General features: G+C 71.8%; 21 protein-coding genes and 2 tRNA genes. 16 read left to right on the top strand and 7 right to left on the bottom strand.

The window, feature by feature from the left end:
• The first annotated feature begins 29 nt into the window (after window positions 1-29).
• Entirely contained in the window at window positions 30-860 is an 831-nt protein-coding gene (locus IF20_RS28150) for a GNAT family N-acetyltransferase (protein ID WP_052868166.1), read from the top strand.
• Window positions 861-941: 81 nt separating this feature from the next.
• Here IF20_RS28150 and IF20_RS28145 read toward each other — a convergent pair whose 3' ends face one another.
• Window positions 942-1,481, bottom strand: a complete 540-nt coding sequence (locus IF20_RS28145; protein WP_052868165.1) for a DsbA family protein — start codon at window positions 1,479-1,481, stop codon at window positions 942-944.
• Window positions 1,482-1,679: 198 nt separating this feature from the next.
• Here IF20_RS28145 and IF20_RS28140 point away from each other — a divergent pair, with 198 nt between their 5' ends.
• Window positions 1,680-2,123 (top strand): hypothetical protein, encoded by a 444-nt coding sequence (locus IF20_RS28140; RefSeq protein WP_052868164.1) that lies wholly within the window; start codon window positions 1,680-1,682, stop codon window positions 2,121-2,123.
• A 69-nt stretch (window positions 2,124-2,192) separates the two neighbouring features.
• Window positions 2,193-2,363: a hypothetical protein gene (locus tag IF20_RS39350; protein ID WP_199896773.1), complete on the top strand. Its 171-nt coding sequence runs from the start codon at window positions 2,193-2,195 to the stop codon at window positions 2,361-2,363.
• Between the two features lie 65 nt (window positions 2,364-2,428).
• Here the strand turns inward: IF20_RS39350 and IF20_RS28135 are convergent, their stop codons facing one another.
• Both IF20_RS28135 and IF20_RS28130 read right to left on the bottom strand, forming a co-directional pair.
• A complete protein-coding gene (locus IF20_RS28135; RefSeq protein WP_052868163.1) occupies window positions 2,429-2,995 on the bottom strand; it encodes a CGNR zinc finger domain-containing protein in 567 nt (188 codons plus the stop codon).
• 337 nt (window positions 2,996-3,332) lie between these two features.
• A complete protein-coding gene (locus IF20_RS28130) occupies window positions 3,333-3,746 on the bottom strand; it encodes an SsgA family sporulation/cell division regulator (RefSeq protein ID WP_003959770.1) in 414 nt (137 codons plus the stop codon).
• 186 nt (window positions 3,747-3,932) lie between these two features.
• Between IF20_RS28130 and IF20_RS28125 the strand changes: the two genes are divergently transcribed.
• The 4 genes from IF20_RS28125 to IF20_RS28110 all read left to right on the top strand — a co-directional run bounded on the left by IF20_RS28125 (window position 3,933) and on the right by IF20_RS28110 (window position 5,178).
• Window positions 3,933-4,364: a TIGR02611 family protein gene (locus tag IF20_RS28125; RefSeq protein ID WP_052868162.1), complete on the top strand. Its 432-nt coding sequence runs from the start codon at window positions 3,933-3,935 to the stop codon at window positions 4,362-4,364.
• A gap of 70 nt (window positions 4,365-4,434) precedes the next feature.
• A tRNA-Val gene (locus tag IF20_RS28120) sits at window positions 4,435-4,506 on the top strand.
• Window positions 4,507-4,575: 69 nt separating this feature from the next.
• Window positions 4,576-5,046 carry an SRPBCC family protein gene (locus IF20_RS28115; RefSeq protein WP_052868161.1) on the top strand — a complete coding sequence of 157 codons (471 nt, stop codon included), beginning with the start codon at window positions 4,576-4,578 and terminating at the stop codon, window positions 5,044-5,046.
• Window positions 5,047-5,106: 60 nt separating this feature from the next.
• Window positions 5,107-5,178, top strand: a tRNA-Val gene (locus IF20_RS28110).
• Window positions 5,179-5,255: 77 nt separating this feature from the next.
• Here the strand turns inward: IF20_RS28110 and IF20_RS28105 are convergent.
• Entirely contained in the window at window positions 5,256-5,981 is a 726-nt protein-coding gene (locus IF20_RS28105; protein ID WP_052868160.1) for an exonuclease domain-containing protein, read from the bottom strand.
• 231 nt (window positions 5,982-6,212) lie between these two features.
• Between IF20_RS28105 and IF20_RS28100 the strand changes: the two genes are divergently transcribed.
• Window positions 6,213-6,806 carry a DUF4365 domain-containing protein gene (locus IF20_RS28100; RefSeq protein WP_052868159.1) on the top strand — a complete coding sequence of 198 codons (594 nt, stop codon included), beginning with the start codon at window positions 6,213-6,215 and terminating at the stop codon, window positions 6,804-6,806.
• Window positions 6,806-7,975 carry a hypothetical protein gene (locus IF20_RS28095; protein ID WP_052868158.1) on the top strand — a complete coding sequence of 390 codons (1,170 nt, stop codon included), beginning with the start codon at window positions 6,806-6,808 and terminating at the stop codon, window positions 7,973-7,975. Before IF20_RS28100 ends, IF20_RS28095 begins: the two co-directional genes overlap by 1 nt.
• 72 nt (window positions 7,976-8,047) lie before the next feature.
• On the opposite strand, the gene IF20_RS38230 is transcribed toward IF20_RS28095, so the two are convergent.
• Window positions 8,048-8,188, bottom strand: coding sequence for a DinB family protein (locus tag IF20_RS38230; protein ID WP_199896772.1), 141 nt, complete (start codon window positions 8,186-8,188; stop codon window positions 8,048-8,050).
• A 148-nt stretch (window positions 8,189-8,336) separates the two neighbouring features.
• On the opposite strand from IF20_RS38230, the gene thrS reads away from it, so the two are divergent.
• Together thrS and IF20_RS28085 are read left to right on the top strand one after the other, a co-directional pair.
• Window positions 8,337-10,319 (top strand): threonine--tRNA ligase, encoded by a 1,983-nt coding sequence (gene thrS, locus IF20_RS28090; protein ID WP_052868157.1) that lies wholly within the window; start codon window positions 8,337-8,339, stop codon window positions 10,317-10,319.
• Between the two features lie 322 nt (window positions 10,320-10,641).
• On the top strand, window positions 10,642-11,202 hold the full coding sequence (locus IF20_RS28085) for an HIT family protein (RefSeq protein ID WP_052868156.1): 561 nt from the start codon (window positions 10,642-10,644) through the stop codon (window positions 11,200-11,202).
• A 77-nt stretch (window positions 11,203-11,279) separates the two neighbouring features.
• Here the strand turns inward: IF20_RS28085 and IF20_RS28080 are convergent, their stop codons facing one another.
• Window positions 11,280-12,932, bottom strand: a complete 1,653-nt coding sequence (locus tag IF20_RS28080; protein ID WP_052868155.1) for a hypothetical protein — start codon at window positions 12,930-12,932, stop codon at window positions 11,280-11,282.
• A 204-nt stretch (window positions 12,933-13,136) separates the two neighbouring features.
• Window positions 13,137-15,344, bottom strand: a complete 2,208-nt coding sequence (locus tag IF20_RS28075) for an elongation factor G-like protein EF-G2 (RefSeq protein WP_052868154.1) — start codon at window positions 15,342-15,344, stop codon at window positions 13,137-13,139.
• A 364-nt stretch (window positions 15,345-15,708) separates the two neighbouring features.
• Between IF20_RS28075 and pgsA the strand changes: the two genes are divergently transcribed.
• The 5 genes from pgsA (at window position 15,709) to pdxS (ending at window position 20,560) form a co-directional block, all read left to right on the top strand.
• Window positions 15,709-16,359 carry a phosphatidylinositol phosphate synthase gene (gene pgsA, locus IF20_RS28070; protein WP_052868153.1) on the top strand — a complete coding sequence of 217 codons (651 nt, stop codon included), beginning with the start codon at window positions 15,709-15,711 and terminating at the stop codon, window positions 16,357-16,359.
• The gene (locus tag IF20_RS28065; protein WP_052868152.1) at window positions 16,356-17,309 is read left to right on the top strand and encodes a phosphatidylinositol mannoside acyltransferase; all 954 of its coding nucleotides are present in this window, start codon (window positions 16,356-16,358) and stop codon (window positions 17,307-17,309) included. The genes pgsA and IF20_RS28065 overlap by 4 nt, the downstream gene beginning before the upstream one ends.
• A complete protein-coding gene (locus IF20_RS28060) occupies window positions 17,306-18,466 on the top strand; it encodes a glycosyltransferase family 4 protein (RefSeq protein WP_052868151.1) in 1,161 nt (386 codons plus the stop codon). The genes IF20_RS28065 and IF20_RS28060 overlap by 4 nt, the downstream gene beginning before the upstream one ends.
• 448 nt (window positions 18,467-18,914) lie before the next feature.
• The gene (locus IF20_RS28055) at window positions 18,915-19,457 is read left to right on the top strand and encodes a LemA family protein (RefSeq protein ID WP_052868150.1); all 543 of its coding nucleotides are present in this window, start codon (window positions 18,915-18,917) and stop codon (window positions 19,455-19,457) included.
• 191 nt (window positions 19,458-19,648) lie between these two features.
• On the top strand, window positions 19,649-20,560 hold the full coding sequence (gene pdxS / locus IF20_RS28050; RefSeq protein ID WP_052868149.1) for a pyridoxal 5'-phosphate synthase lyase subunit PdxS: 912 nt from the start codon (window positions 19,649-19,651) through the stop codon (window positions 20,558-20,560).
• The last annotated feature ends 24 nt before the right edge of the window (window positions 20,561-20,584 follow it).

The raw sequence follows: 20,584 nt of genomic DNA, 5'->3' as shown, positions 1-20,584 counted from the left end.
GGGGGCGCGCGCGGGGACAGAACAACAGCGTGACCACAACGCTGCGCCCCACCGGCCCGGAGGAGCACCTGGAGGGTGGCGCCCGGGCCCGTTCTTACGACGTCTGCGTCAACAGCCGTCCCGTGGGCCGGCTCCGGCTCGCCACCGACCCGCGGTCGGCGCTGCCCACGGGCCGCCTCGCCGACCTCTGGATCGACGAGCCCGACCGGCGACGGGGCCGCGCCACCGTCGCCGCCCTGGCCGCCGAGGAAGTGCTCCGCGGCTGGGGCTGCCGGCGCATCGAGTTCTTCGTGCCCGCCGACGCCACGCCCGCGCTGCGGCTCAGCGCCGCGCTCGGCTACACCGAGCGTGCCCACCGGATGCGCAAGGACCTCACCACGCCGCCCGCGCTGCCGCCCGGCAGCACCGACCGGCCGCTGGACGAGGCGGAGTACCCCGGCTGGCAGGCGTCGGCGCAGGCCGAGTTCGTACGCGTCATGACCGCGCAGGGCGAACCGGCCGACCGGGTCGCGGAGCTGGTGGCCGACAACCACCGCCGCCTGCTGCCCGACGGGGTCCACACGCCGGGCCAGAGCCTGCGCGTCCTGAGTCACCACGGCACGGACGTGGGGACGGTGTGGACCGCGCTCGACGTACCGGGGGAGGACGGCGGCTACGTGTACGACGTCCAGGTCGCTCCCGAGCACCGCGGTCGGGGCCACGGCCGCACCCTCATGGGCATCGCCGAGCGGGAGTGCCTGGCCGCCGGGCACCGCGTACTCGGACTCAACGTGTACGCCGACAACCCGGTGGCGCGCCGGCTGTACGCGTCGCTGGGCTACCGGGACACGGCCCACTGGCTGTGGAAGCCCCTGCTGTGAGGGACGGCCCGGCCGCGCCCGGCACCGGGGCGCCGGGCCTCCCGGCCGGGACGGCCGCTCCGCTGCGTGCCGCGACCGTCGCTACTGTCGCTGGTCGGCCTCGGCCAGCAGCCGGTCCGCGATCTCCTCGATACGGGCGCGCAGCCCCTCCTGGCTCTTGCTGCCGTCCAGCCGCTCGCCGCCGATGACGTAGGTGGGCGTGCCGGTCACGCCGATCGCCTTGCCCTCGGCCTGGTCCGCGTCGACGATCAGCAGGTGCCGTCCGTCGATCAGCGCGGTGTCCAGCTCCTCGGCGTCCAGGCCCAGCTCCCCGGCCACCTTCACCAGCAGCTTCTCGCCCTGCTTCGCCAGCTCGTCCGTCCGCCCGAGCACGGCCTCCACGTACGGCCAGCCCTGGCCCTGCTCGATGGCCTCCTCCGCGGCCTGGGCGGCAGCGTAGGCGTGCTTGTGCTTCTCCAGCGGGAAGTGGCGCAGCCGGATGTCCAGCCGGTCGCCGTAGCGCGCACGGAGCGCGTGCAGGTCGGCGAGGGCGACGTGGCAGTCCGGGCACTGCAGCTCGCACCAGACGTCCAGGACGAGGGGGGCCTGGGGGAGGGCGGCGGGGGAGGAAGCATCGTTCATGGGGACCAGTCTTCCAGCCTCCGCGGCCCCGGCCGCACAACCCCCGAGCCCTCGGCCGGACGATCCCACGGCCGCTCCCCACCGGCACCTGCGGAGGATCCGGACCCCGAGAAGACCCCGAGGCCGCCCCGGACCGTGGCCGGTACGGCGGGCGAGGGGGCACGATGGAGGGGAGACCGCTCACCGCAGGAGGAACCGATGCTGACCTCGACCGTCTGTGCCGCGCTGTCGGTGGCCGGCCTGGGCATCGCCGCGCTGGCCGCCTTCCGCCGGCGCTTCCTGGCCGCGACGCGCATCGCCGCCTTCGCGCTGATCCCCGCCGGGCTGGTCATGACCGGCATCATCGACTGGATCACGGGGCTGGTCCTCAAGCCGACCGTGTGGGCGGGGTTCGGCCTGCTGGCCCTCTCGGTCCTGCTGTTCCTGGTGAGCCGCTTCGCCGAGCGCCGCTCCGGGCGGCGCACGGAGCGTCGGGCGGCGGCCGCCGCACAGCCCGGCAGCGCGGTCGCCCCGGCCGCTTCCGCGCCGTCCCTGGGCGCGGGCCGCGAGCCCGGCCGCCGGCCAGCGGCGGAGCCGGCCCGGCAGGGCGGCGCCGATGACTTCTCCGATATCGAAGCCATCCTCAAAAAGCACGGGATCTGAGGAAGTCCCCCTCCTCCGGGGGACTTTCCCGCCACTCGTGGAGATCGACTGCGTCATGATCTCCGCGAGATGAACGACGAGTGCGCCCTGCCCCGGGAGAACACTCCCCGGGCCTCCGACCCAGCTTCTCCGTCCCGCGGCTGCCTGTTCGCGCTGTCCCAGCCGCCCCTGATGCTCTTCCTCACCGTGATCGGCGTCCTGCTCCTGATCGGCGCCGTGCACGACCTCTTCCTGCTGTGAGCGGGCCGTCCGTGCGCGGGCCGTCGTGAGCGGGCGGCCGCCCCCGCGGCCGAGCCCCCGCTCCCTCAGCCGGCCGCCTCCCGGCGGCGGGCCCGGTACGCGGCGACGTGCAGCCGGTTCCCGCAGGTCCGGCTGTCGCAGTAGCGGCGCGAGCGGTTGCGCGAGAGGTCGACGAAGGCGTGCCGGCAGTCCGGCGCCTCACAGCGCCGCAGCCGCTCCCGCTCGCCGGCGACGACCAGGAACGCCAGCGCCATCCCGCCGTCCGCCGCGAGATGGTCGGCCACCGAGGCGCCCGGCGCGAAGTAGTGCACGTGCCAGTCGTAACTGTCGTGGTCGGTCAGGCGCGGGGTGGTCCCGGCCGCCGCGACCAGGGCGTTCAGCAGTTCCGCCGCCGTCCGGTCGTCCTCCGCCGCGAAGACCTCCGCGAAGCGCGCCCGTACGGACCGTACGGAAGCGACGTCCCGTTCGCCGAGGGAGCCCACGTCGCTGATGCTGTTGCGGGCGACGAAATCCTGCAGGTCCGCCAGGTCGCTGAGGCTGTCGGGGGCCGCCGGGGCCCCGTCCTCGGGTGCGGTGTTCAGGAGGTCGACGACCGCCTCCAGCGCGCACCGGCTGTCGTGGGTGATCATCACGGTTGCTCCCAGGCCGGGAGGGGCGGGCCCTGCCGCCCCCGGGATCAATGGGCGGTGGCCGGCGGATCGACAGCGATCGGCCGGCCACCCCCTTGTGCCGAATGGTCGCCGACTCTAGCGCTTCCAACAAGGCCGGGCGGACAGCCTGCCGGAGGTCCGTCCGGCTTCCGGCGCCCGGCGTCCGGGCCGGTCAGCACGGACGGCGCCGCCGCCACGGTGGATTCCGCGGCGGCGGCGCCGGTGCTTGCCGTATGAACTTGTCCGTCCTGCGCCGTCTCCCCGAGTCGGACGGCGCGAGTGGTGAGCGGGTTGACGCGGTTTGCGGCCGCGGGTCTCCTCAGCTCTCCGCGAGGATGTGGGAGAGCTCCGTGTCGAGATCGAAGTGCCGGTGCTCGGTGCCCGGCGGAACCGCGGCATCCGTGCGCTTCAGGAAGGATTCCAGGGCCCGCGCCGGGGCCTCGAGCAGTGCCTCGCCCTCCGGCGAGCTCAGGGCGATGCAGACAACGCCCTGACCGTGGCTCCGGGACGGCCAGACGCGGACGTCTCCGGTGCCGGTGGGCCGGTGCAGGCCCTCGGCGAGGAGATCACGGGCGAATACCCACTCGACCGTCTCCTCGGCTCCGGTGTGGAAGGTGGCGTGCACGGCATAAGGATCGGCCGTGTCATACCGCAGGCCCGCAGGTACAGGCAGTGAGGACTCGCTCGACACAACGAGGCGCAGGTGCAGCTCGCAGCTGACCGTGGTGTTCATACGCCAGGGCCTTTCGCTCAGTGTGCGCTCGGGGGTTCGCACGTCGGCGAAATCGACATGCCACCTACGGTGGTGTTGTAAACCCCTCTGACTGTTTTGGGTGGCTTCGAGTACCTCTTACGGCGGAGTCCTGGATCCTCCCGCGCGTTCATGCGAGGGAGTGGGGCGTCGGGTAGGTTTGCGAGTATGAATGCGGAGAGTGACGGGGGTCGTGGCGCGAGCACCGGAGGCGCGACGGCGGTCCCGCAGAAGCTCGGGTCCAAGGCGCCGCATTTCGTGAAGCGCTCCCGGACCCTCCACATGAGCTGGCAGGTCGGGATCTTCATCGTCGGGCTCGCGGTGGTCGTCGGCGGCATCATCATGCTGCCGCTGCCGGGCCCCGGCTGGCTGGTGATCTTCGCCGGCATGGCGATCTGGGCGACCGAGTTCGTCTGGGCGCAGCTCGTCCTGCGCTGGACCAAGCGCAAGGTCACCGAGGCCGCGCACAAGGCCCTCGACCCCAAGGTGCGCCGCCGCAACATCATCCTCACCACGATCGGCGCCGTGATCATCGTCGCGGGCCTCGCGGTCTACGTGTGGCAGTTCGGTTTCGCCATGCCCTGGAACATCGGCCGGTGACCGTGGTCATGAGCCCCGCTGACATGCGGTAATGTTGGCGGTGCGCCAGGCCGCGAGGCACCGGCGCCCCGGGCGATTAGCTCAGTGGGAGAGCGCTTCGTTCACACCGAAGAGGTCACTGGTTCGAACCCAGTATCGCCCACCCGGACCAGGTCCCGGAGACTCCACGTCTCCGGGACCTTCGGCGTTCCGGACCGGCACACTGGCCCCCATGCCCGACTGGCCGCTCCGCGCCCACCACTACCGGTTCCGCAGCCGCTGGCTCCTCGATGCGCCGCCCGGGGTCGTGTACGCCGCCCTGGAGCACGCCGAGGCCTACCCGCGGTGGTGGCCGCAGATCGCCGAAGCGCACCGGATCGACGCGCGCTCCGGCACCGCACGCATCCGCTCCGTCCTGCCGTTCAGCCTGCGCATCACCGTCAGCGAGACCCGCCGCGACCCGGTTGCCGGCATTCTGCAGACGGCGCTGCGCGGCGACGTCGACGGCTGGGCCCGCTGGACGATCACCCCGCACGGCTCCGGCACCCGTGCGCTCTACGAACAGGAGGTGGAGGTGCGCAGGCCCTTCATGCGGTGGCTGGCCTACCCGGGACGCCCGTTCTTCCGCCTCAACCACGCCCTGATGATGCGGGCCGGCCGGCGCGGGCTGGCTGCCCGGCTGGACGGCCGGCAAGGGATTTGAACGGAAGGCCCCGCGACCTGTATTGTTCAGGTCGTTCGCGGGGGACACCCCAAGAACCCCGGGCGATTAGCTCAGTGGGAGAGCGCTTCGTTCACACCGAAGAGGTCACTGGTTCGAACCCAGTATCGCCCACCCGGACAGAAGGCCGGACCGTCACAACGGTCCGGCCTTCTGCATGTGTTCGCACGAGAGCGGAGGTCTCCGCACGCTCAGGCAGCCGCCGGCAGGTCCGGGCGGAGCGGCCAGTGCGGGTCGACCGCCTCTTCGGTGCCGTTGCGCGCGAACCACGCCTGCAGGCCCCGCGCCTGCGCCGCATGCCACACCGCCTGCAGCGCGTGCAGCTCCGCCACGCTCAGCCCTTCGAGGCGCGCCGCGAACGTCTGCCCCAGGGCCCGTACGACCTGCAGCGCCGCCGACGCGTCCGCCGCCGCCTCGTGCGCGCCCGACAGCTCGACGCCGTACTGCCCGCACAGATCCGCCAGCGTCCGGCGGCCCTTGCGGTACCGGTCCAGATGCTTGTCCAGCACCCGCGGATCCAGCACGCACAACGACTGCGTACCGAGATACGCCGCCAGCGACGACGCGCGGTGCCGCCGCAACTCGCGGTCCAGCAGCGTCAGATCGAACGGCGCGTTCATCACGACCAGCGGCCGCCCCGCCATCGCCTGCTCCGCCAGGGCCCGCGCTATCTCCTCCATCACCGGCGCCGGCCAGCGCCCGTTCATCGCCAGGTGCCCGGCCGTCAGGCCGTGCACCGCCGTCGCCGCCTCCGGGATGTCCACCCCGGGGTTGACCAGCCAGCGCGTGACCCGAGGGGTCGAGCGGGGCGTCTCCTGGACGACCAGGGCGGCGGAGACGATGCGGTCCTGCTCCACATCGATCCCCGTGGTCTCCGTGTCGAAGGCGGCAAGTGGCCCGTCGAACCAGCTCGGCATTGTCCCAACTCCTCGCGCTCCTGCGGCGGGTGGCCTGCCCCGGGCCGCCCGAGCTGGTGATACCCGGCCCTCCCGGTTGTCGAACCGTCCTTGTTTGCGGACCACTTGACACGGAGACAACACAGAGGGGACCGCCGCCACAGCCGCGGTCCGCCGGACCGCCACGCGGCCCGGACACCCCCCTTCCCCACCCGACCCGCACCACCGCAACGCCCGGAAGGCACAGGAGCGATGACGCTCGCGCAGCCCGAACCGGGTGGGCTGTCAGCCGCAGGCGGGCGGTACCCCCAGCCCGAAGGGGGACCGGTACCGCTGCGCGGCCAGCTCGCCATCACCGCCTCCATGGAGACCCTCCAGGTGGGCTACCTCCACGCCGTGGCCGCTGCCGCCGGCTGTTCGCTCGCCCAGCCGTTCCCGGACAACGGCATCGACTGGCACGTCAGCCACAGCGCGCCCGGCCACGCCATCGACGACGAAGTGACCATCAAGGTGCAGCTCAAATGCACCTACCAGGTACGGCCCCGCCCCCCGGGGGCCAGCTTCGGCTTCACGCTGGACAACGAGCACCTCGTGAAGCTCGCCAGAACCCCCGTCGCGGTGCACAAGATCCTCGTCGTGATGCTCGTACCGCGCGACCCCGAGGACTGGCTGCGCGCGAGCCACGACCGGCTCGAACTGCGGCACTGCTGCTACTGGATCAACCTGGCGGGCCGGCAGGCCACCGGCAGGCGCAAGACCACAGTGCGGATCCCGACCACGCGGGTCTTCGACGACCGCGCGCTCAGCGAGATCATGACGCGGGTCGGGGCGGGAGGGAGACCCTGATGTACCGGCCGACCGAAGATCACCCCTTCCCCGACCCCGCCCGGGTCGACCCGGGCGTCCTCACCGCCCTCCTCGCACGGCACGGCTGGCGCCGCCGGGGCGGCCCCCAGGGGCGGTACGCACGCTGGACACCGCCCGGCGGCACCGGCTCCACCAGCCTCCTCGTGCCCGCCGCCACCGACTACCCCGACAGCGTCGACCTCCTCACCGAGGCGCTGGCGGCGCTCTCCCGCAGCGCCGCGCCCTCCGCCCGCGAGGTCCTGGTCGGTCTCGCGCTGCCCAGCGACGAGGTGCGCTGGGAACGCGACACCCCCGACGAGGGCTCCGGCGCCACCCTGTGGACCGCACAGGAACGGCTGCGCGCCGCCGCCCGCGCCCTGCTGGTCGCCGGGGCGCTCGGCACGTACGGCCGGGCCGGGTACTACGGCGCCCGGCACAAGCGGCAGGCCGAGGCGCTCCTCGACCAGGTGCTGGTCGGCCCGGCCCCCGCCGGGCGCCGCCTCACCGCGTACGTACCGGTCCGTGCGGGCCGCGGCACGGTCGCCGGGCTCCAGCGGGCGCTGCACGCGGCGCGTGACGCCACCGACTACCAACGCGCCACCGGTGGCATGGAGGCCTACGAGGCAGCCGTCGAGCTGGGCGTCTGCCACGAGCTGACCGAGGCGCTGATCTCCCTGGTGCGCGGCGCCGAAGGGGTCCGGATCTCGCTCGCCTGGTCACCGGCCGAGGGGCCGCCCCCGGGCTGCCCGGCCCGGCCCGAACCGGTCGAGTTCACCCCCGGCGACCTGCCCGCACTGCAGCAGGCCGCCCAGCGGTACGTCCGGGACGAGCCCTCGCTGGCCGTACGGGTCACCGGCACGGTCGTCCGGATGCGCCGCGACCGCCCCGACGGCCCGGGCGCCGTACGGCTGCGGGTGCTGGCCGGGGCCGACGTGGCACAGGTCAGGGTCGCGCTCGGCGAGGAGGACTACCGGATCGCGGGCCACGCGCACCTGCTCGGGCTGCCGGTGCGGGTGACCGGCCGGCTGGAGAGCCGCGGCGGCTTCCGCCGGATCACGGGCGCCCGGGACGTCACCCCCGTACAGGTCGACGAGGCCGAGCGGGACCGGTTGCTGAAGTCGCTCCAGGAGAACCTGGACCACTTCGAGGAGGCGTGCGGGGGCGAGTGAGCCGGCGGGGCGCGCCGCTCTCGGCCGCGGCGCGCCCCGCTTCCGCACGCCGGGCTCCGTCACCGGGACCCGTCAACGCCGGACACTCCAGGCGTCCGGCACCGGCTCGCAGAAGTACTCCTCGTCGCTCAGCCCTTCCAGGCGCTCGCGCAGCTGGTGCCGCCAGTGCCGGTCGAGCCGCTCCGTCAACCTGTCGTTCCAGTGGGTGGTCACGGCCCGACGGTAGCGGCGCCCCTGCCCCGCGCACGCCGGACGGGGAGCACCGCCGGAATACCGTTTCGCGAGGCGGGCCGGTGGCTCGGTACGATTCGGTGAGCGCAGCGATCGCTGCCGTCCAGCAGACATACGTCAGGAGAGACCGGTGTCAGACGTCCGTGTGACCATCCAACGCGATTCCGAGCGGGAAGAACGCGTGGTGACCACGGGCACTACGGCCGCCGACCTCTTCCAGGGCGAGCGCAGCATCGTCGCGGCGCGGGTGGCCGGAGAGCTCAAGGACCTCGCGTACGAGGTCGCCGACGGCGAGACCGTCGAGCCCGTGGAGATCACCTCCGAGGACGGCCTGAACATCCTGCGGCACTCCACCGCGCACGTGATGGCCCAGGCCGTGCAGGAGCTGTTCCCCGAGGCCAAGCTCGGCATCGGCCCGCCCATCAAGGACGGCTTCTACTACGACTTCGACGTCGAGACCCCGTTCACCCCCGAGGACCTCAAGCGCATCGAGAAGAAGATGCAGGAGATCCAGAAGCGGGGCCAGCGCTTCGCGCGCCGGGTCACCACCGACGAGGACGCCCGCGAGGAGCTGGCGGCCGAGCCGTACAAGCTGGAGCTGATCGGCCTCAAGGGCAAGGCCGGCGAGGCCGCCGAGGGCGCGGACGCGGAGGTCGGCGCGGGCGAGCTGACCATCTACGACAACCTCGACGCCAAGACCGGCGACCTGTGCTGGAAGGACCTCTGCCGAGGCCCGCACCTGCCCACCACCCGGAACATCCCGGCGTTCAAGCTGATGCGCTCCGCCGCGGCGTACTGGCGCGGCAGCGAGAAGAACAAGCAGCTCCAGCGCATCTACGGCACCGCCTGGCCGACCAAGGACGAGCTCAAGGCGTACCTGGAGTTCCTCGCCGAGGCCGAGAAGCGCGACCATCGCAAGCTGGGCGCCGAGCTGGACCTGTTCTCCTTCCCGGACGAGCTGGGCCCCGGCCTCGCGGTCTTCCACCCCAAGGGCGGCGTGATCCGCAAGGTGATGGAGGACTACTCCCGCAAGCGGCACGAGGACGCGGGCTACGAGTTCGTGAACACCCCGCACATCTCGAAGGAGCACCTCTTCGAGACCTCGGGGCACCTCCCGCACTACGCGGAGGGCATGTTCCCGCCCATCGAGTTCGACGGGCAGAACTACCGCCTCAAGGCCATGAACTGCCCGATGCACAACCTGATCTTCAAGTCGCGCGGCCGTTCCTACCGTGAGCTGCCCCTGCGCGCCTTCGAGTTCGGCACGGTGTACCGGTACGAGAAGTCCGGCGTGGTGCACGGCCTGACCCGCTCCCGCGGCTTCACCCAGGACGACGCGCACATCTACTGCACCAAGGAGCAGATGCCGGAGGAGCTGGACACGCTCCTGACCTTCGTGCTCGACCTGCTGCGCGACTACGGCCTGAACGACTTCGAGCTGGAGCTGTCCACCCGCGACCCCGAGTCGGACAAGTTCATCGGCTCGGACGAGGACTGGGAGGAGGCCACCGAGGCGCTCCGCCAGGCGGCCGAGAAGCAGGGACTCCCGCTGGTCCCGGACCCGGGCGGCGCCGCGTACTACGGCCCGAAGATCTCCGTGCAGGCGCGCGACGCGATCGGCCGGTCCTGGCAGATGTCGACCCTGCAGGTGGACTTCAACCAGCCCAAGCGGTTCGGCCTGGAGTACACCGCGGCGGACGGCTCCAAGCAGCAGCCCGTCATGCTGCACCGCGCCCTGTTCGGCTCGATCGAGCGGTTCTTCGGCGTGCTGCTGGAGCACTACGCGGGTGCGTTCCCGGTCTGGCTGGCGCCCGTCCAGGCCACCGGCATCCCGATCGGCGACACCCACGTCCCGTACCTGGAGGAGTTCGCCGCGGAGGCCCGCAAGCAGGGCCTGCGCGTCGAGGTCGACTCGTCCTCGGACCGGATGCAGAAGAAGATCCGCAACGCGCAGCGCAGCAAGGTCCCGTACATGATCATCGCGGGTGACGAGGACATGGAGAACGGCGCGGTCTCCTTCCGCTACCGCGACGGTTCGCAGGAGAACGGCATCCCGAAGGACGAGGCCATCGCCAAGATCCTCAAGGCGGTCGAGGACCGGGCCCAGGTCTGATCCGTACCGCCGTGGGCGGCCCCCGGAGCGCGTCTCACGCGCCCTCCGGGGGCCGTTTCTCGTCCTCCGTGCGGAAGCTCCTGATCAGCCAGGAGGAGAAGGCGCCGGTCACCGGCGGAGAGCAGCCCGACCCCGCAGGCCTCAGCGCCACGGCGGCCACCCGGCCCGCGGGCGTCACCGGAACGACACCGCCGTACCCGGTGACGCCGCGAAGCCGAGCAGCAGCGCGCTCAGGCCGCGGTGGTCGTCGGCCGTGCGTCCGGCGTCACCGGGCGGTGCGGTCAGGGCGCCCCGGCAGCGTGTCCTCCGGGGGCGAAGTCATATGCTGCTCATCATGACGACTGAGCCGGAGCAGCAGATCGGAGTCGGGACCCAGGACGCCTTCCAGCGCCTGTGGACGCCGCACCGGATGGCCTACATCCAGGGTGAGAACAAGCCGACCGGGCCGGGGTCCGACGACGGCTGTCCGTTCTGCACGATCCCGTCGAAGTCCGATGAGGACGGGCTGGTCGTCGCCCGCGGCGAGCACGTCTACGCGGTGCTCAACCTCTACCCGTACAACGGCGGCCACCTCATGGTCGTGCCCTACCGCCACGTCGCCGACTACACGGAGCTGGACGACGCCGAGACGGTGGAGCTGGCGAAGCTCACGAAGCAGGCGATGGCGGCGCTGCGCGCGGCGTCCGGCGCGCACGGTTTCAACATCGGCATGAACCAGGGCGGCGTCGCCGGCGCCGGCATCGCAGCCCACCTGCACCAGCATGTCGTCCCGCGCTGGGGCGGCGACACCAACTTCATGCCGGTCGTGGGGCACACCAAGGTGCTGCCGCAGCTGCTGGCGGACACCCGCGCGATGCTGGCGGACGCCTGGCCGACGGCCTGACGCGACGCAGCTGATCATGCGGGTGGCCGGTACGGGGATCCGTACCGGCCACCCGCATGCCGTGTGTGCCGCCGCCGTCACGCGTCGTAGGAGTCCGCCTTCCGCGGCGTCGGGTCCTGCACCGCCCCGCTGAGGACCAGGGAGCGGTTGTCGAAACGGGTGATGTCCACGCCGTTCTCCTGCAGCACGCTCATCGCCGCGGAGTGCACCACGCGCAGGACGGGGGTGGCGGCGCGCAGCGCGTCGTCCGCCATGAAGCGGTGCCGCCAGGGCTTGTCGGCCCAGACGTGGCGCAGTCCGAAGGGCTCGGGGAGGGCGAGCTTGCCGCCGAGGAAGTCCAGGACCGGGGGGAACCAGGTCAGCGGGGCGCGGGCGGCGAGGCGGACCACCTCGGTCGTGTCGATGAGCGGCAAGGTGGAGGTCTTGGTCTCCCAGAACTTCACCGTCTTGTTGACCGTGACGGTCTTGGGGCTGGGCTTGCCGAGGAACAGGCCGTTGACCGGGCCGAGGGCGTGGCCGGTGACCTCGATGCGCAGCGTCTCGTGCAGCACGGTGACGGTGATCAGCAGGGTCAGTACGAGCTGGCCGTCCCAGAGGACGAACTGCACGCCCAGGTAGTGGCGGTTGCCGGCGCCGAACTGCTGCTCGTTGCAGATCCGCTCTATCTCGTGCGGGCGGATCTGGTACGCGTCGGTGTCGGTGCCCTCGGGGCGGGCGACCGCGTCGGCGCCCTCGGCGACGGGGACGACGATCCAGTGGCGTACGGAGGGGGGCTGGCCGAAGCCTCCGGTGTGCAGCGGGCTGCGTTCCAGGAGCTTGAGCCGGTCGTGGATGACGCGGATGACGTCCCAGCTGCGGAAGGGGTGGATCTCGGCGCCTTCGTCGGCGGGGCGGAGCTCTTCGGCGAGTTGCCAGCTGCCCCAGCGGGTGCCCATGCCGAGTATGCCCTTGGGGCCGGCGTAGAAGACGACGTTGCTGTTCTGTTCGGCGCTGAGCTTGGCGAGGTTCTGGCGGAGCTGTTCGGCGGCGGTCTGGGTGGGGTCCTGGGGGACCGCCTCGGGGATCTTCGCGCCGATGCCGCCGCCGCCCAGGATGCCGCTCCAGGATTCGCGCAGGTCGACCGCGGTGCGTTCGCAGATCCGCTTGGCCCACCACCAGCCTATGACGGGGGCGATGAGCATCAGCCGGACGTAGATCATCCAGAAGCTGTCGAGGGGCAGCTTGATCAGGAAGATCAGGATGACGCCGGCGAGCGCGACGAGCAGCACCGTGCCCAGTGCGCTCCTGCCCTTGGTGGTGGCCTTGTCCAGCATCCGCTTGAGCTGGAAGAGGCCGAGCCAGAGGAGGACGCCGGGCAGGAAGAGCAGCCCGAAGACGACCATCAGGATCGTCAGCTTGGTGTCCCGTTCCTTGCGGATGCGGCTGGCGGCGAGGCAGTGCTCGACGACGGTCTGCGGCTCGATGCCGAAGGACTGGATCAGCGCCTTGCGGCCGCCGCCGAGCATGCGGACCTGGACGGCGCGCGAGAACGCCTCGCCGAGGTTCGGCTCGAAGAGCGAGAGCTTGGGCTTCTTGATGTCGGACTTGGCGGTGTCGGAGTCGGCCTTGGAGATGTCCGAGAGCGGACTGTCCCGGTAGGCGGCCGAGGCCAGCGCCTGGGTCGCCGCGGTCTGGCCTGCGCCGCCGGCTATCGGGACCTGTGCCCCCGGACTGAAATCGAAGCCGTCCATCGTCGTCACCAAGGCCCCCTCGCCGCCGTCTGCCCCTGCCGTGGGCGTGCTCCCGGTGGACGCCCTTAGGCGCCCTTCCCGCCGGCCGCCTCCGGCACACCTGCTGAGCTGGACCTCAGCGTACAGCCGGCGTGCTGCCCAAGGGAGTTGAGCGTACGTCCCCGGGCAGGACGCCGGCTGTGCCACCGGCCCGCGGTCTGCGAACTAACCGCCGTTCTCCTGCTTTTCGCGATCCTCCCGGATCTTGGTCGCGAGCTGCGGCGGCATGGGTTCGTGCCGGGCGTAGCGGCGCTGGAAACGGCCGGTACCGTGCGACAGTGACCGAAGATCGACGGCGTAGCGGCCGATTTCGATCTCCGGTACCTCGGCGCGCACGAGGGTGCGGCCCGCACCGGACTGTTCGGTGCCCACGACGCGGCCGCGCCGCCCGGACAGGTCGCTCATGACCGGGCCCACGTAGTCGTCGGCGACCAGGACGGTGATCTCGGCGACCGGCTCCAGCAGATCGATGCGGGCGTCGGCGGCGGCCTCCCGCAGCGCGAGGGAGCCCGCGGTCTGGAACGCGGCGTCGGAGGAGTCGACGGAGTGCGCCTTGCCGTCCAGGAGCGTCACCCGGACGTCGACGAGCGGATACCCGGCCGCGACGCCGCGCGCCGCCTGGGCCCGTACGCCCTTCTCCACGGACGGGATGAACTGGCGGGGTACCGCGCCGCCCACGACCTTGTCCACGAACTCGATGCCGCTGCCGCCGGGCAGTGGCTCGACCTCGATCTCGCAGATCGCGTACTGGCCGTGGCCGCCGGACTGCTTGACGTGCCGGCCGCGCCCGGCGGCCTTCGCGCCGAACGTCTCCCGGAGCGAGACCTTGTACGGCACGGCGTCGACCTGCACCCCGTACCGGGAGCGCAGCCGTTCCAGGGCCACGTCCACGTGGGCCTCGCCGAGGCACCACAGGACGACCTGGTGGGTGTCCTGGTTCTGCTCCAGGCGCATCGTGGGGTCCTCGGCGACGAGTCGCGCGAGGCCCTGGGAGAGCTTGTCCTCGTCGGCCTTGCTGTGCGCCTGGATGGCGACCGGCAGCAGCGGGTCGGGCATGTCCCAGGGCGCCATCAGCAGCGGCGCTTCTTTGGCGGAGAGGGTGTCGCCGGTCTCGGCGCGGGACAGCTTGGCCACGCACGCCAGGTCGCCGGCGACGGCATGGGTGACCGGCCGCTGCTGCTTGCCGAAGGGCGCCGAGAGGGCGCCGATGCGCTCGTCGACGTCGTGGTCCTCGTGGCCGCGGTCGGCCAGTCCGTGGCCGGAGACGTGCACGGTCCGGTCGGGGTACAGGGTGCCGGAGAAGACCCGTACGAGCGACAGCCGGCCGACGTAGGGGTCGGACGAGGTCTTGACCACCTCGGCGACCAGCGGCCCTTCGGGGTCGCAGGTGAGGGCCGGCCGGGGCTTGCCCTCGGGGGTGGTGACGGCGGGCGCCTCCCGCTCGGCCGGGGTGGGGAACCCCCTGGTGATCAGCTCCAGCAGTTCGACGGTGCCCAGCCCCTCCTTGCTGCCCTCGGCGGCGGGTGCGGCGGCGAGTACGGGGTGGAAGGTGCCGCGTGCCACGGCGGTCTCCAGGTCGCCGATGAGCGTCTTGATGTCGATGTCCTCGCCGCCGAGGTAGCGGTCCATCAGGGACTCGTCCTCGCTCTCGGCGATGATCCCCTCGATCAGGCGGTTCCTGGCCTCCTCGATGAGGGGCAGCTCGCCGGGCTCGGGATCACGCTCCTTCCGGGTGCCGGCGGAGTAGTCGTACACCCGCTGGGAGAGCAGCCCGATCAGGCCGTGCACGGGGGCGTGGCCGTCGGCGCCGGCCTCGCCGTACAGCGGGAGGTACAGCGGCAGTACGGCGTCGGGGTCGTCACCGCCGAAGGTCGTGCCGCAGGTACCGGTCATCGAGTCGAAGTCGGCGCGGGCCGCTTCGAGGTGGGTGATCACTATGGCGCGGGGCATGCCGACCGCCGCGCACTCGTCCCAGACCATGCGGGTCGCGCCGTCCACGCCGTCCGCGGCCGAGACGACGAAGAGGGCCGCGTCCGCTGCTCGCAGACCGGCCCTCAGCTCCCCGACGAAGTCGGCGTATCCGGGAGTGTCCAAGAGATTGATTTTGATGCCGTCCCATTCGACAGGGACCAGGGAGAGCTGTACCGAGCGTTGCTGGCGGTGCTCGATCTCGTCGTAGTCGGAGAGGCAGCCGCCGTCCTCCACCCGGCCCGCCCTGTTGACCGCGCCCGACGCCAGCGCGAGGGCTTCGACCAGGGTCGTCTTCCCCGATCCGCTGTGGCCGACCAGCACCACGTTCCGTACGGAGGAGGGGTGGTCGACCGCCGCTGCCCTGCCGGCGGCTCCTGGATGTGTGCTCGTCTTGTCGCCCATGTGTCTCGCCTCCAGGTCGACACTCTGCGGTGCTCCGAGCTTTCCACCGAGGTACTGGTGCGTCCATACATCGCACAAGGGACGATAAGGGATCTTGAGGATGTCCGGGGAGCACCCCGTACAAGCCCGAACGGGTGGTACGGACATGTCTGCGCGGCCGCCAACTGCGGTCGTCCGCCGTGCTCATGGCCTTCCGCGCGCTCGCCGGGGAGTGCGCCGGGCGGGTGGCGGGGGAGGCGCCGGCGGGTGGGCGGGTCGTCCGCGAGCCGTGGTGCGTTCGCAAAGCGCCGAGGGTGCCTGGCTACGATGGGCCAGCCGGTGGCCCCATTGACCGCGCGGCCCGCACACAACCTCCGGGAAGGCCATGCTGAACAAGTACGCGCGTGCGTTCTTCACGCGTGTTCTCACGCCGTTCGCCGCCCTGCTCATCCGTCTCGGCATCAGCCCCGACGTGGTCACCGTCCTCGGCACCGCCGGGGTGGTCGCCGGAGCCCTGGTCTTCTACCCGCTCGGCGAGTTCTTCTGGGGCACCGTCGTCATCACCCTGTTCGTCTTCTCGGACCTGGTCGACGGCAACATGGCACGGCAGCTGGGCCGCTCCAGCCGCTGGGGCGCCTTCCTGGACTCCACCCTGGACCGGGTCGCCGACGCCGCCATCTTCGGCGGCCTCGCCCTCTGGTACGCGGGCCGCGGCGACGACCTGCTGCTCACCGCCGTGACGATCTTCTGCCTCGCCTCCGGCCAGGTCGTCTCGTACACCAAGGCGCGCGGCGAGAGCATCGGCCTCCCGGTCAACGTCAACGGCCTCGTCGAACGCGCCGAACGCCTGGTCATCTCCCTCGTCGCCTGCGGCTTCTCCGGCCTGCACAAGTTCGGCGTCCCCTGGATCCAGCACCTCCTGCCGATCGCCCTGTGGATCGTCGCCGTCGGCAGCGCGGTCACCCTCGGCCAGCGGGTGGTCACCGTACGACGCGAGTCCGACGAGGCGGACGCCGCAGGGGGAGAGCACGCATGAAGCCAAACATCGGCAGGCTGACCGGTCTGGACAGGGAGAAGCTCACCGACGCCCTGTACGGACTGGGCTGGGCCGCGGTCAAGAAGCTCCCCGAACCCGTCGCCGCACGCCTCGGCGACCGCATCGCCGACACCGTCTGGAAGAAGCGCGGCAAGGGCGTGCAGCGCCTTGAGGCCAACCTCGCGCGGGTCGTCCCCGACGCCACCCCTCACGCCCTCTCCCGGCTCTCCCGGACCGGCATGCGCTCCTACATGCGCTACTGGATGGAGTCCTTCCGCCTCCCGACCTGGAGCCGGGACAAGGTCCGCGACAGCGTGGACGTCCAGCAGGCCCACCTCCTCACCGAGGCCCTGGAAAGCGGCCGCGGCGTCATCCTCGCCCTGCCCCACATGGGCAACTACGACCTCGCCGGCGTCTGGGTCACCCGCGCCCTCGGCGTGCCCTTCACCACCGTCGCCGAGCGCCTGAAGCCCGAATCCCTCTACGACCGGTTCGTCGCCTACCGCGAGAGCCTGGGCATGGAGGTGCTCCCGCACACCGGCGGCGCGGCCTTCGGCATACTCGCCCGGCGGCTCCGCGCCGGCGGCCTCATCTGCCTGGTCGCCGACCGCGACCTGTCCGCCTCCGGCATCGAGGTGAAGTTCTTCGGCGAGCCCGCCAAGATGCCCGCAGGACCCGCCATGCTCGCCCTGCAGACCAACGCGGTGCTCCTGCCCGTCACCCTGTGGTACGACGGTACGCCCGTCATGCGGGCCCGTGTGCACCCCGGGATCGAGGTACCCGAGACCGGTACGCGCCCCGAAAAGGCCGCCGCGATGACCCAGGCACTGGCCGACGCCTTCGCCTCGGGCATCGCCGAGCACCCGGAGGACTGGCACATGCTGCAGCGCCTGTGGCTCACCGACCTGGAGCCGCGCGATGCCGGCGACCGAGGGACGGAGGCGGCGTGAGGATCGGCATCGTCTGCCCCTACTCGTGGGACGTCCCCGGCGGCGTCCAGTTCCACATCCGCGACCTCGCCGAGCACCTCATCCGGCTGGGCCACGAGGTCTCCGTACTCGCCCCGGCCGACGACGAGACCCCGCTCCCGCCGTACGTCGTCTCCGCCGGACGTGCCGTCCCCGTCCCGTACAACGGTTCGGTCGCGCGGCTCAACTTCGGCTTCCTCTCCGCAGCCCGCGTACGCCGCTGGTTGCACGACGGCGCCTTCGAGGTCATCCACATCCACGAACCGGCGTCCCCCTCCCTCGGCCTCCTGGCCTGCTGGGCGGCCCAGGGCCCCATCGTGGCCACATTCCACACCTCGAACCCGCGCTCGCGCGCCATGATCGCCGCGTACCCGATCCTCCAGCCGGCCCTGGAGAAGATCAGCGCTCGCATCGCGGTCAGCGAGTACGCCCGCCGCACCCTCGTCGAACACCTCGGCGGCGACGCGGTCGTCATCCCCAACGGCGTCGACGTCGACTTCTTCGCCCGCGCCGAGCCGAAGAAGGAGTGGCAGGGCCGGACCATCGGCTTCATAGGCCGCATCGACGAGCCCCGCAAGGGCCTCCCCGTCCTGATGAAGGCCCTCCCGGAGATCCTCGCGGAGGTCCCCGACGCGCGGTTGCTGGTCGCCGGCCGCGGCGACGAGAAGGAAGCCGTCGCGGACCTCCCCGCCGAACTCCGCTCCCGCGTCGAATTCCTCGGCATGGTCTCCGACGAGGACAAGGCCCGCCTGCTCCGCAGCGTCGACCTCTACGTGGCCCCCAACACCGGCGGCGAGTCCTTCGGCATCATCCTCGTCGAGGCGATGTCAGCGGCGGCCCCCGTCCTCGCCTCCGACCTGGACGCCTTCGCCCAGGTCCTGGACCAGGGCGAAGCAGGCGAACTCTTCACCAACGAGGACGCGGCCGCGCTCGCCGCGTCCGCCGTACGACTCCTCCGCGACCCGGCGCGCCTGGCAGAACTCCGCGACCGAGGAGCCCGCCACGTACGCCGCTTCGACTGGTCGACGGTAGGCGCGGACATCCTCGCGGTGTACGAGACGGTCACGGACGGAGCGGCATCGGTCGACACGGACGAACGAGTAGGCCTCCGAGCCCGCTGGGGTCTGGCCAGGGACTGAAACGGCCCGACACCCCACGCGCCACTCCACCTAAGTGTCATCCCACCCGTCCCCCTCGCCTCCACCCACACCCACGTCCCACCCTCCCGCACCCACGTCCCACCCACCCTCCCTCCCTGCTCCCACCCACCCTCCTCCGCCCCCACCCACCCATCTTTTCCCCACCCACCGGGGGGAGGGGGCGGGCCGCAGCGGTAGGGGGTCCGGACGTAAAGCGAAGCAGTCCGGACCCCCTACCGCGGAGGACCGACCCCGTGACGCCAAGCCCCGCGCAGCGGACCCCGCCCGCCGCAGGCGAAACGGCGCCGCACCCGGCACAGGCGCAACGGCACCGGGGCGCACCCCGGCAACGACCGCACCCGGCAACGACCGCACCCGGCAACGACCGCACCCGCCAAAAAACAGACGCCCCCGGCCCCCGGAACCCGGACCGGTAACGTGACGCCCCGTGACCACTCTCATCTGGATCCTCGCGGCGCTGATCGTCATCGGCGTGTACCTGAGCTGGACGGCCGGCCGTCTGGACCGGCTGCACGCGCGCATCGACGCCGCCCGCGCCGCGCTGGACGCACAGCTGCTCCGGCGTGCCTCCGTCGCGCAGGAGCTCGGGACGTCCGGCATCCTCGACCCCGCCGCCTCGATCGTGCTGTACCAGGCCGCACACGAGGCACGGCAGGCCGAGGAGGACCAGCGGGAGGTCGCCGAGAGCGCGCTCAGCCAGGCGCTGCGCGCGGTCTTCGACGAGGCCGAGCAGGCCGACGCCGTACGCGAGGCGCCCGGCGGCGAGCAGACGCTCGCCGAGCTGACCGCGGCGGTCCGGCGCGTACCGATGGCCCGCCGTTTCCACAACGACGCCGTGCGCGCGGCCCGGGCCGTCCGCCGGCACCGCGTCGTACGCTGGTTCCGGCTCGCGGGCCACGCCCCGTTCCCGCTGGCCTTCGAGATGGACGACGAGGCCCCGGTGGGTCTGACGGAGCGCACGGCGGCCTGAGCCCGGCGGGTCTGACGGAGCGCACGGCGGCCTGAGCCCGGCGGGTCTGACGGAGCGCACAGCGGCCTGAGCCCCGGGGCCGCGGGGGCCGCCCAGGAGCCACCGCCCTGCAATTGGCCCTTTTCACCTCCCGTACACAAACGGTTCTCTAGGTGCAGCAGCACAACCACCCGCACTTAGTGAGGTCAATCGTGTCCACCACGCCCACCACGCCCCAGACCCCGGAGACCGGTACCGCCCGCGTCAAGCGCGGCATGGCCGAGCAGCTCAAGGGCGGCGTGATCATGGACGTCGTCACGCCGGAAGAGGCGAAGATCGCCGAGGACGCCGGCGCCGTCGCGGTCATGGCCCTGGAGCGCGTCCCCGCGGACATCCGCAAGGACGGCGGCGTGGCGCGGATGTCCGACCCGGACATGATCGACGGCATCATCAACGCCGTTTCCATCCCCGTCATGGCCAAGTCCCGCATCGGCCACTTCGTCGAGGCCCAGGTCCTGCAGTCCCTCGGCGTGGACTACATCGACGAGTCCGAGGTCCTCACCCCGGCCGACGAGGTCAACCACTCCGACAAGTGGGCCTTCACCACCCCCTTCGTGTGCGGCGCCACCAACCTCGGTGAGGCCCTGCGCCGCATCGCCGAGGGCGCGGCCATGATCCGCTCCAAGGGCGAGGCCGGCACCGGCAACGTCGTCGAGGCCGTCCGCCACCTCCGCCAGATCAAGGGCGAGATCGCCAAGCTGCGCGGCTGCGACAACAACGAGCTGTTCGCCGCCGCCAAGGAGCTGCGCGCCCCGTACGAGCTGGTCAAGGAGGTCGCGGAGCTGGGCAAGCTGCCCGTCGTCCTCTTCTCCGCCGGCGGTGTGGCCACCCCCGCCGACGCCGCGCTGATGCGCCAGCTCGGCGCCGAGGGCGTCTTCGTCGGCTCCGGCATCTTCAAGTCCGGCGACCCCGCCAAGCGCGCCGCCGCGATCGTGAAGGCCACCACCTTCTACGACGACCCGAAGGTCATCGCGGACGCCTCCCGCAACCTGGGCGAGGCCATGGTCGGCATCAACTGCGACACCCTCCCCGAGGCGGAGCGGTACGCCAACCGCGGCTGGTGACCACGGAGCAGGTGAGTACGTACA

Source organism: Streptomyces niger, assembly GCF_000718305.1.
In the GTDB taxonomy this organism is placed as follows: Bacteria; Actinomycetota; Actinomycetes; order Streptomycetales; family Streptomycetaceae; genus Streptomyces; species Streptomyces niger.
Note: the sequence above shows the minus strand (reverse complement) of the source record. Positions and strands in the feature narration are given on the sequence as shown.

Excerpts from the sequence above, each read along its gene's own strand:
- IF20_RS28065 (WP_052868152.1), top strand. The coding sequence starts at position 16,356 with ATGAAGCCAAACATCGGCAGGCTGACCGGTCTGGACAGGGAGAAGCTC.
- IF20_RS28145 (WP_052868165.1), bottom strand. The coding sequence starts at position 1,481 with ATGAACGATGCTTCCTCCCCCGCCGCCCTCCCCCAGGCCCCCCTCGTC.
- IF20_RS28095 (WP_052868158.1), top strand. The coding sequence starts at position 6,806 with ATGTACCGGCCGACCGAAGATCACCCCTTCCCCGACCCCGCCCGGGTC.
- IF20_RS28100 (WP_052868159.1), top strand. The coding sequence starts at position 6,213 with ATGACGCTCGCGCAGCCCGAACCGGGTGGGCTGTCAGCCGCAGGCGGG.
- IF20_RS39350 (WP_199896773.1), top strand. The coding sequence starts at position 2,193 with ATGAACGACGAGTGCGCCCTGCCCCGGGAGAACACTCCCCGGGCCTCC.
- IF20_RS28085 (WP_052868156.1), top strand. The coding sequence starts at position 10,642 with ATGCTGCTCATCATGACGACTGAGCCGGAGCAGCAGATCGGAGTCGGG.
- IF20_RS28125 (WP_052868162.1), top strand. The coding sequence starts at position 3,933 with ATGAATGCGGAGAGTGACGGGGGTCGTGGCGCGAGCACCGGAGGCGCG.
- IF20_RS28105 (WP_052868160.1), bottom strand. The coding sequence starts at position 5,981 with ATGCCGAGCTGGTTCGACGGGCCACTTGCCGCCTTCGACACGGAGACC.
- pgsA (WP_052868153.1), top strand. The coding sequence starts at position 15,709 with ATGCTGAACAAGTACGCGCGTGCGTTCTTCACGCGTGTTCTCACGCCG.
- IF20_RS28130 (WP_003959770.1), bottom strand. The coding sequence starts at position 3,746 with ATGAACACCACGGTCAGCTGCGAGCTGCACCTGCGCCTCGTTGTGTCG.
- IF20_RS28080 (WP_052868155.1), bottom strand. The coding sequence starts at position 12,932 with ATGGACGGCTTCGATTTCAGTCCGGGGGCACAGGTCCCGATAGCCGGC.
- IF20_RS28075 (WP_052868154.1), bottom strand. The coding sequence starts at position 15,344 with ATGGGCGACAAGACGAGCACACATCCAGGAGCCGCCGGCAGGGCAGCG.
- IF20_RS28140 (WP_052868164.1), top strand. The coding sequence starts at position 1,680 with ATGCTGACCTCGACCGTCTGTGCCGCGCTGTCGGTGGCCGGCCTGGGC.
- IF20_RS28115 (WP_052868161.1), top strand. The coding sequence starts at position 4,576 with ATGCCCGACTGGCCGCTCCGCGCCCACCACTACCGGTTCCGCAGCCGC.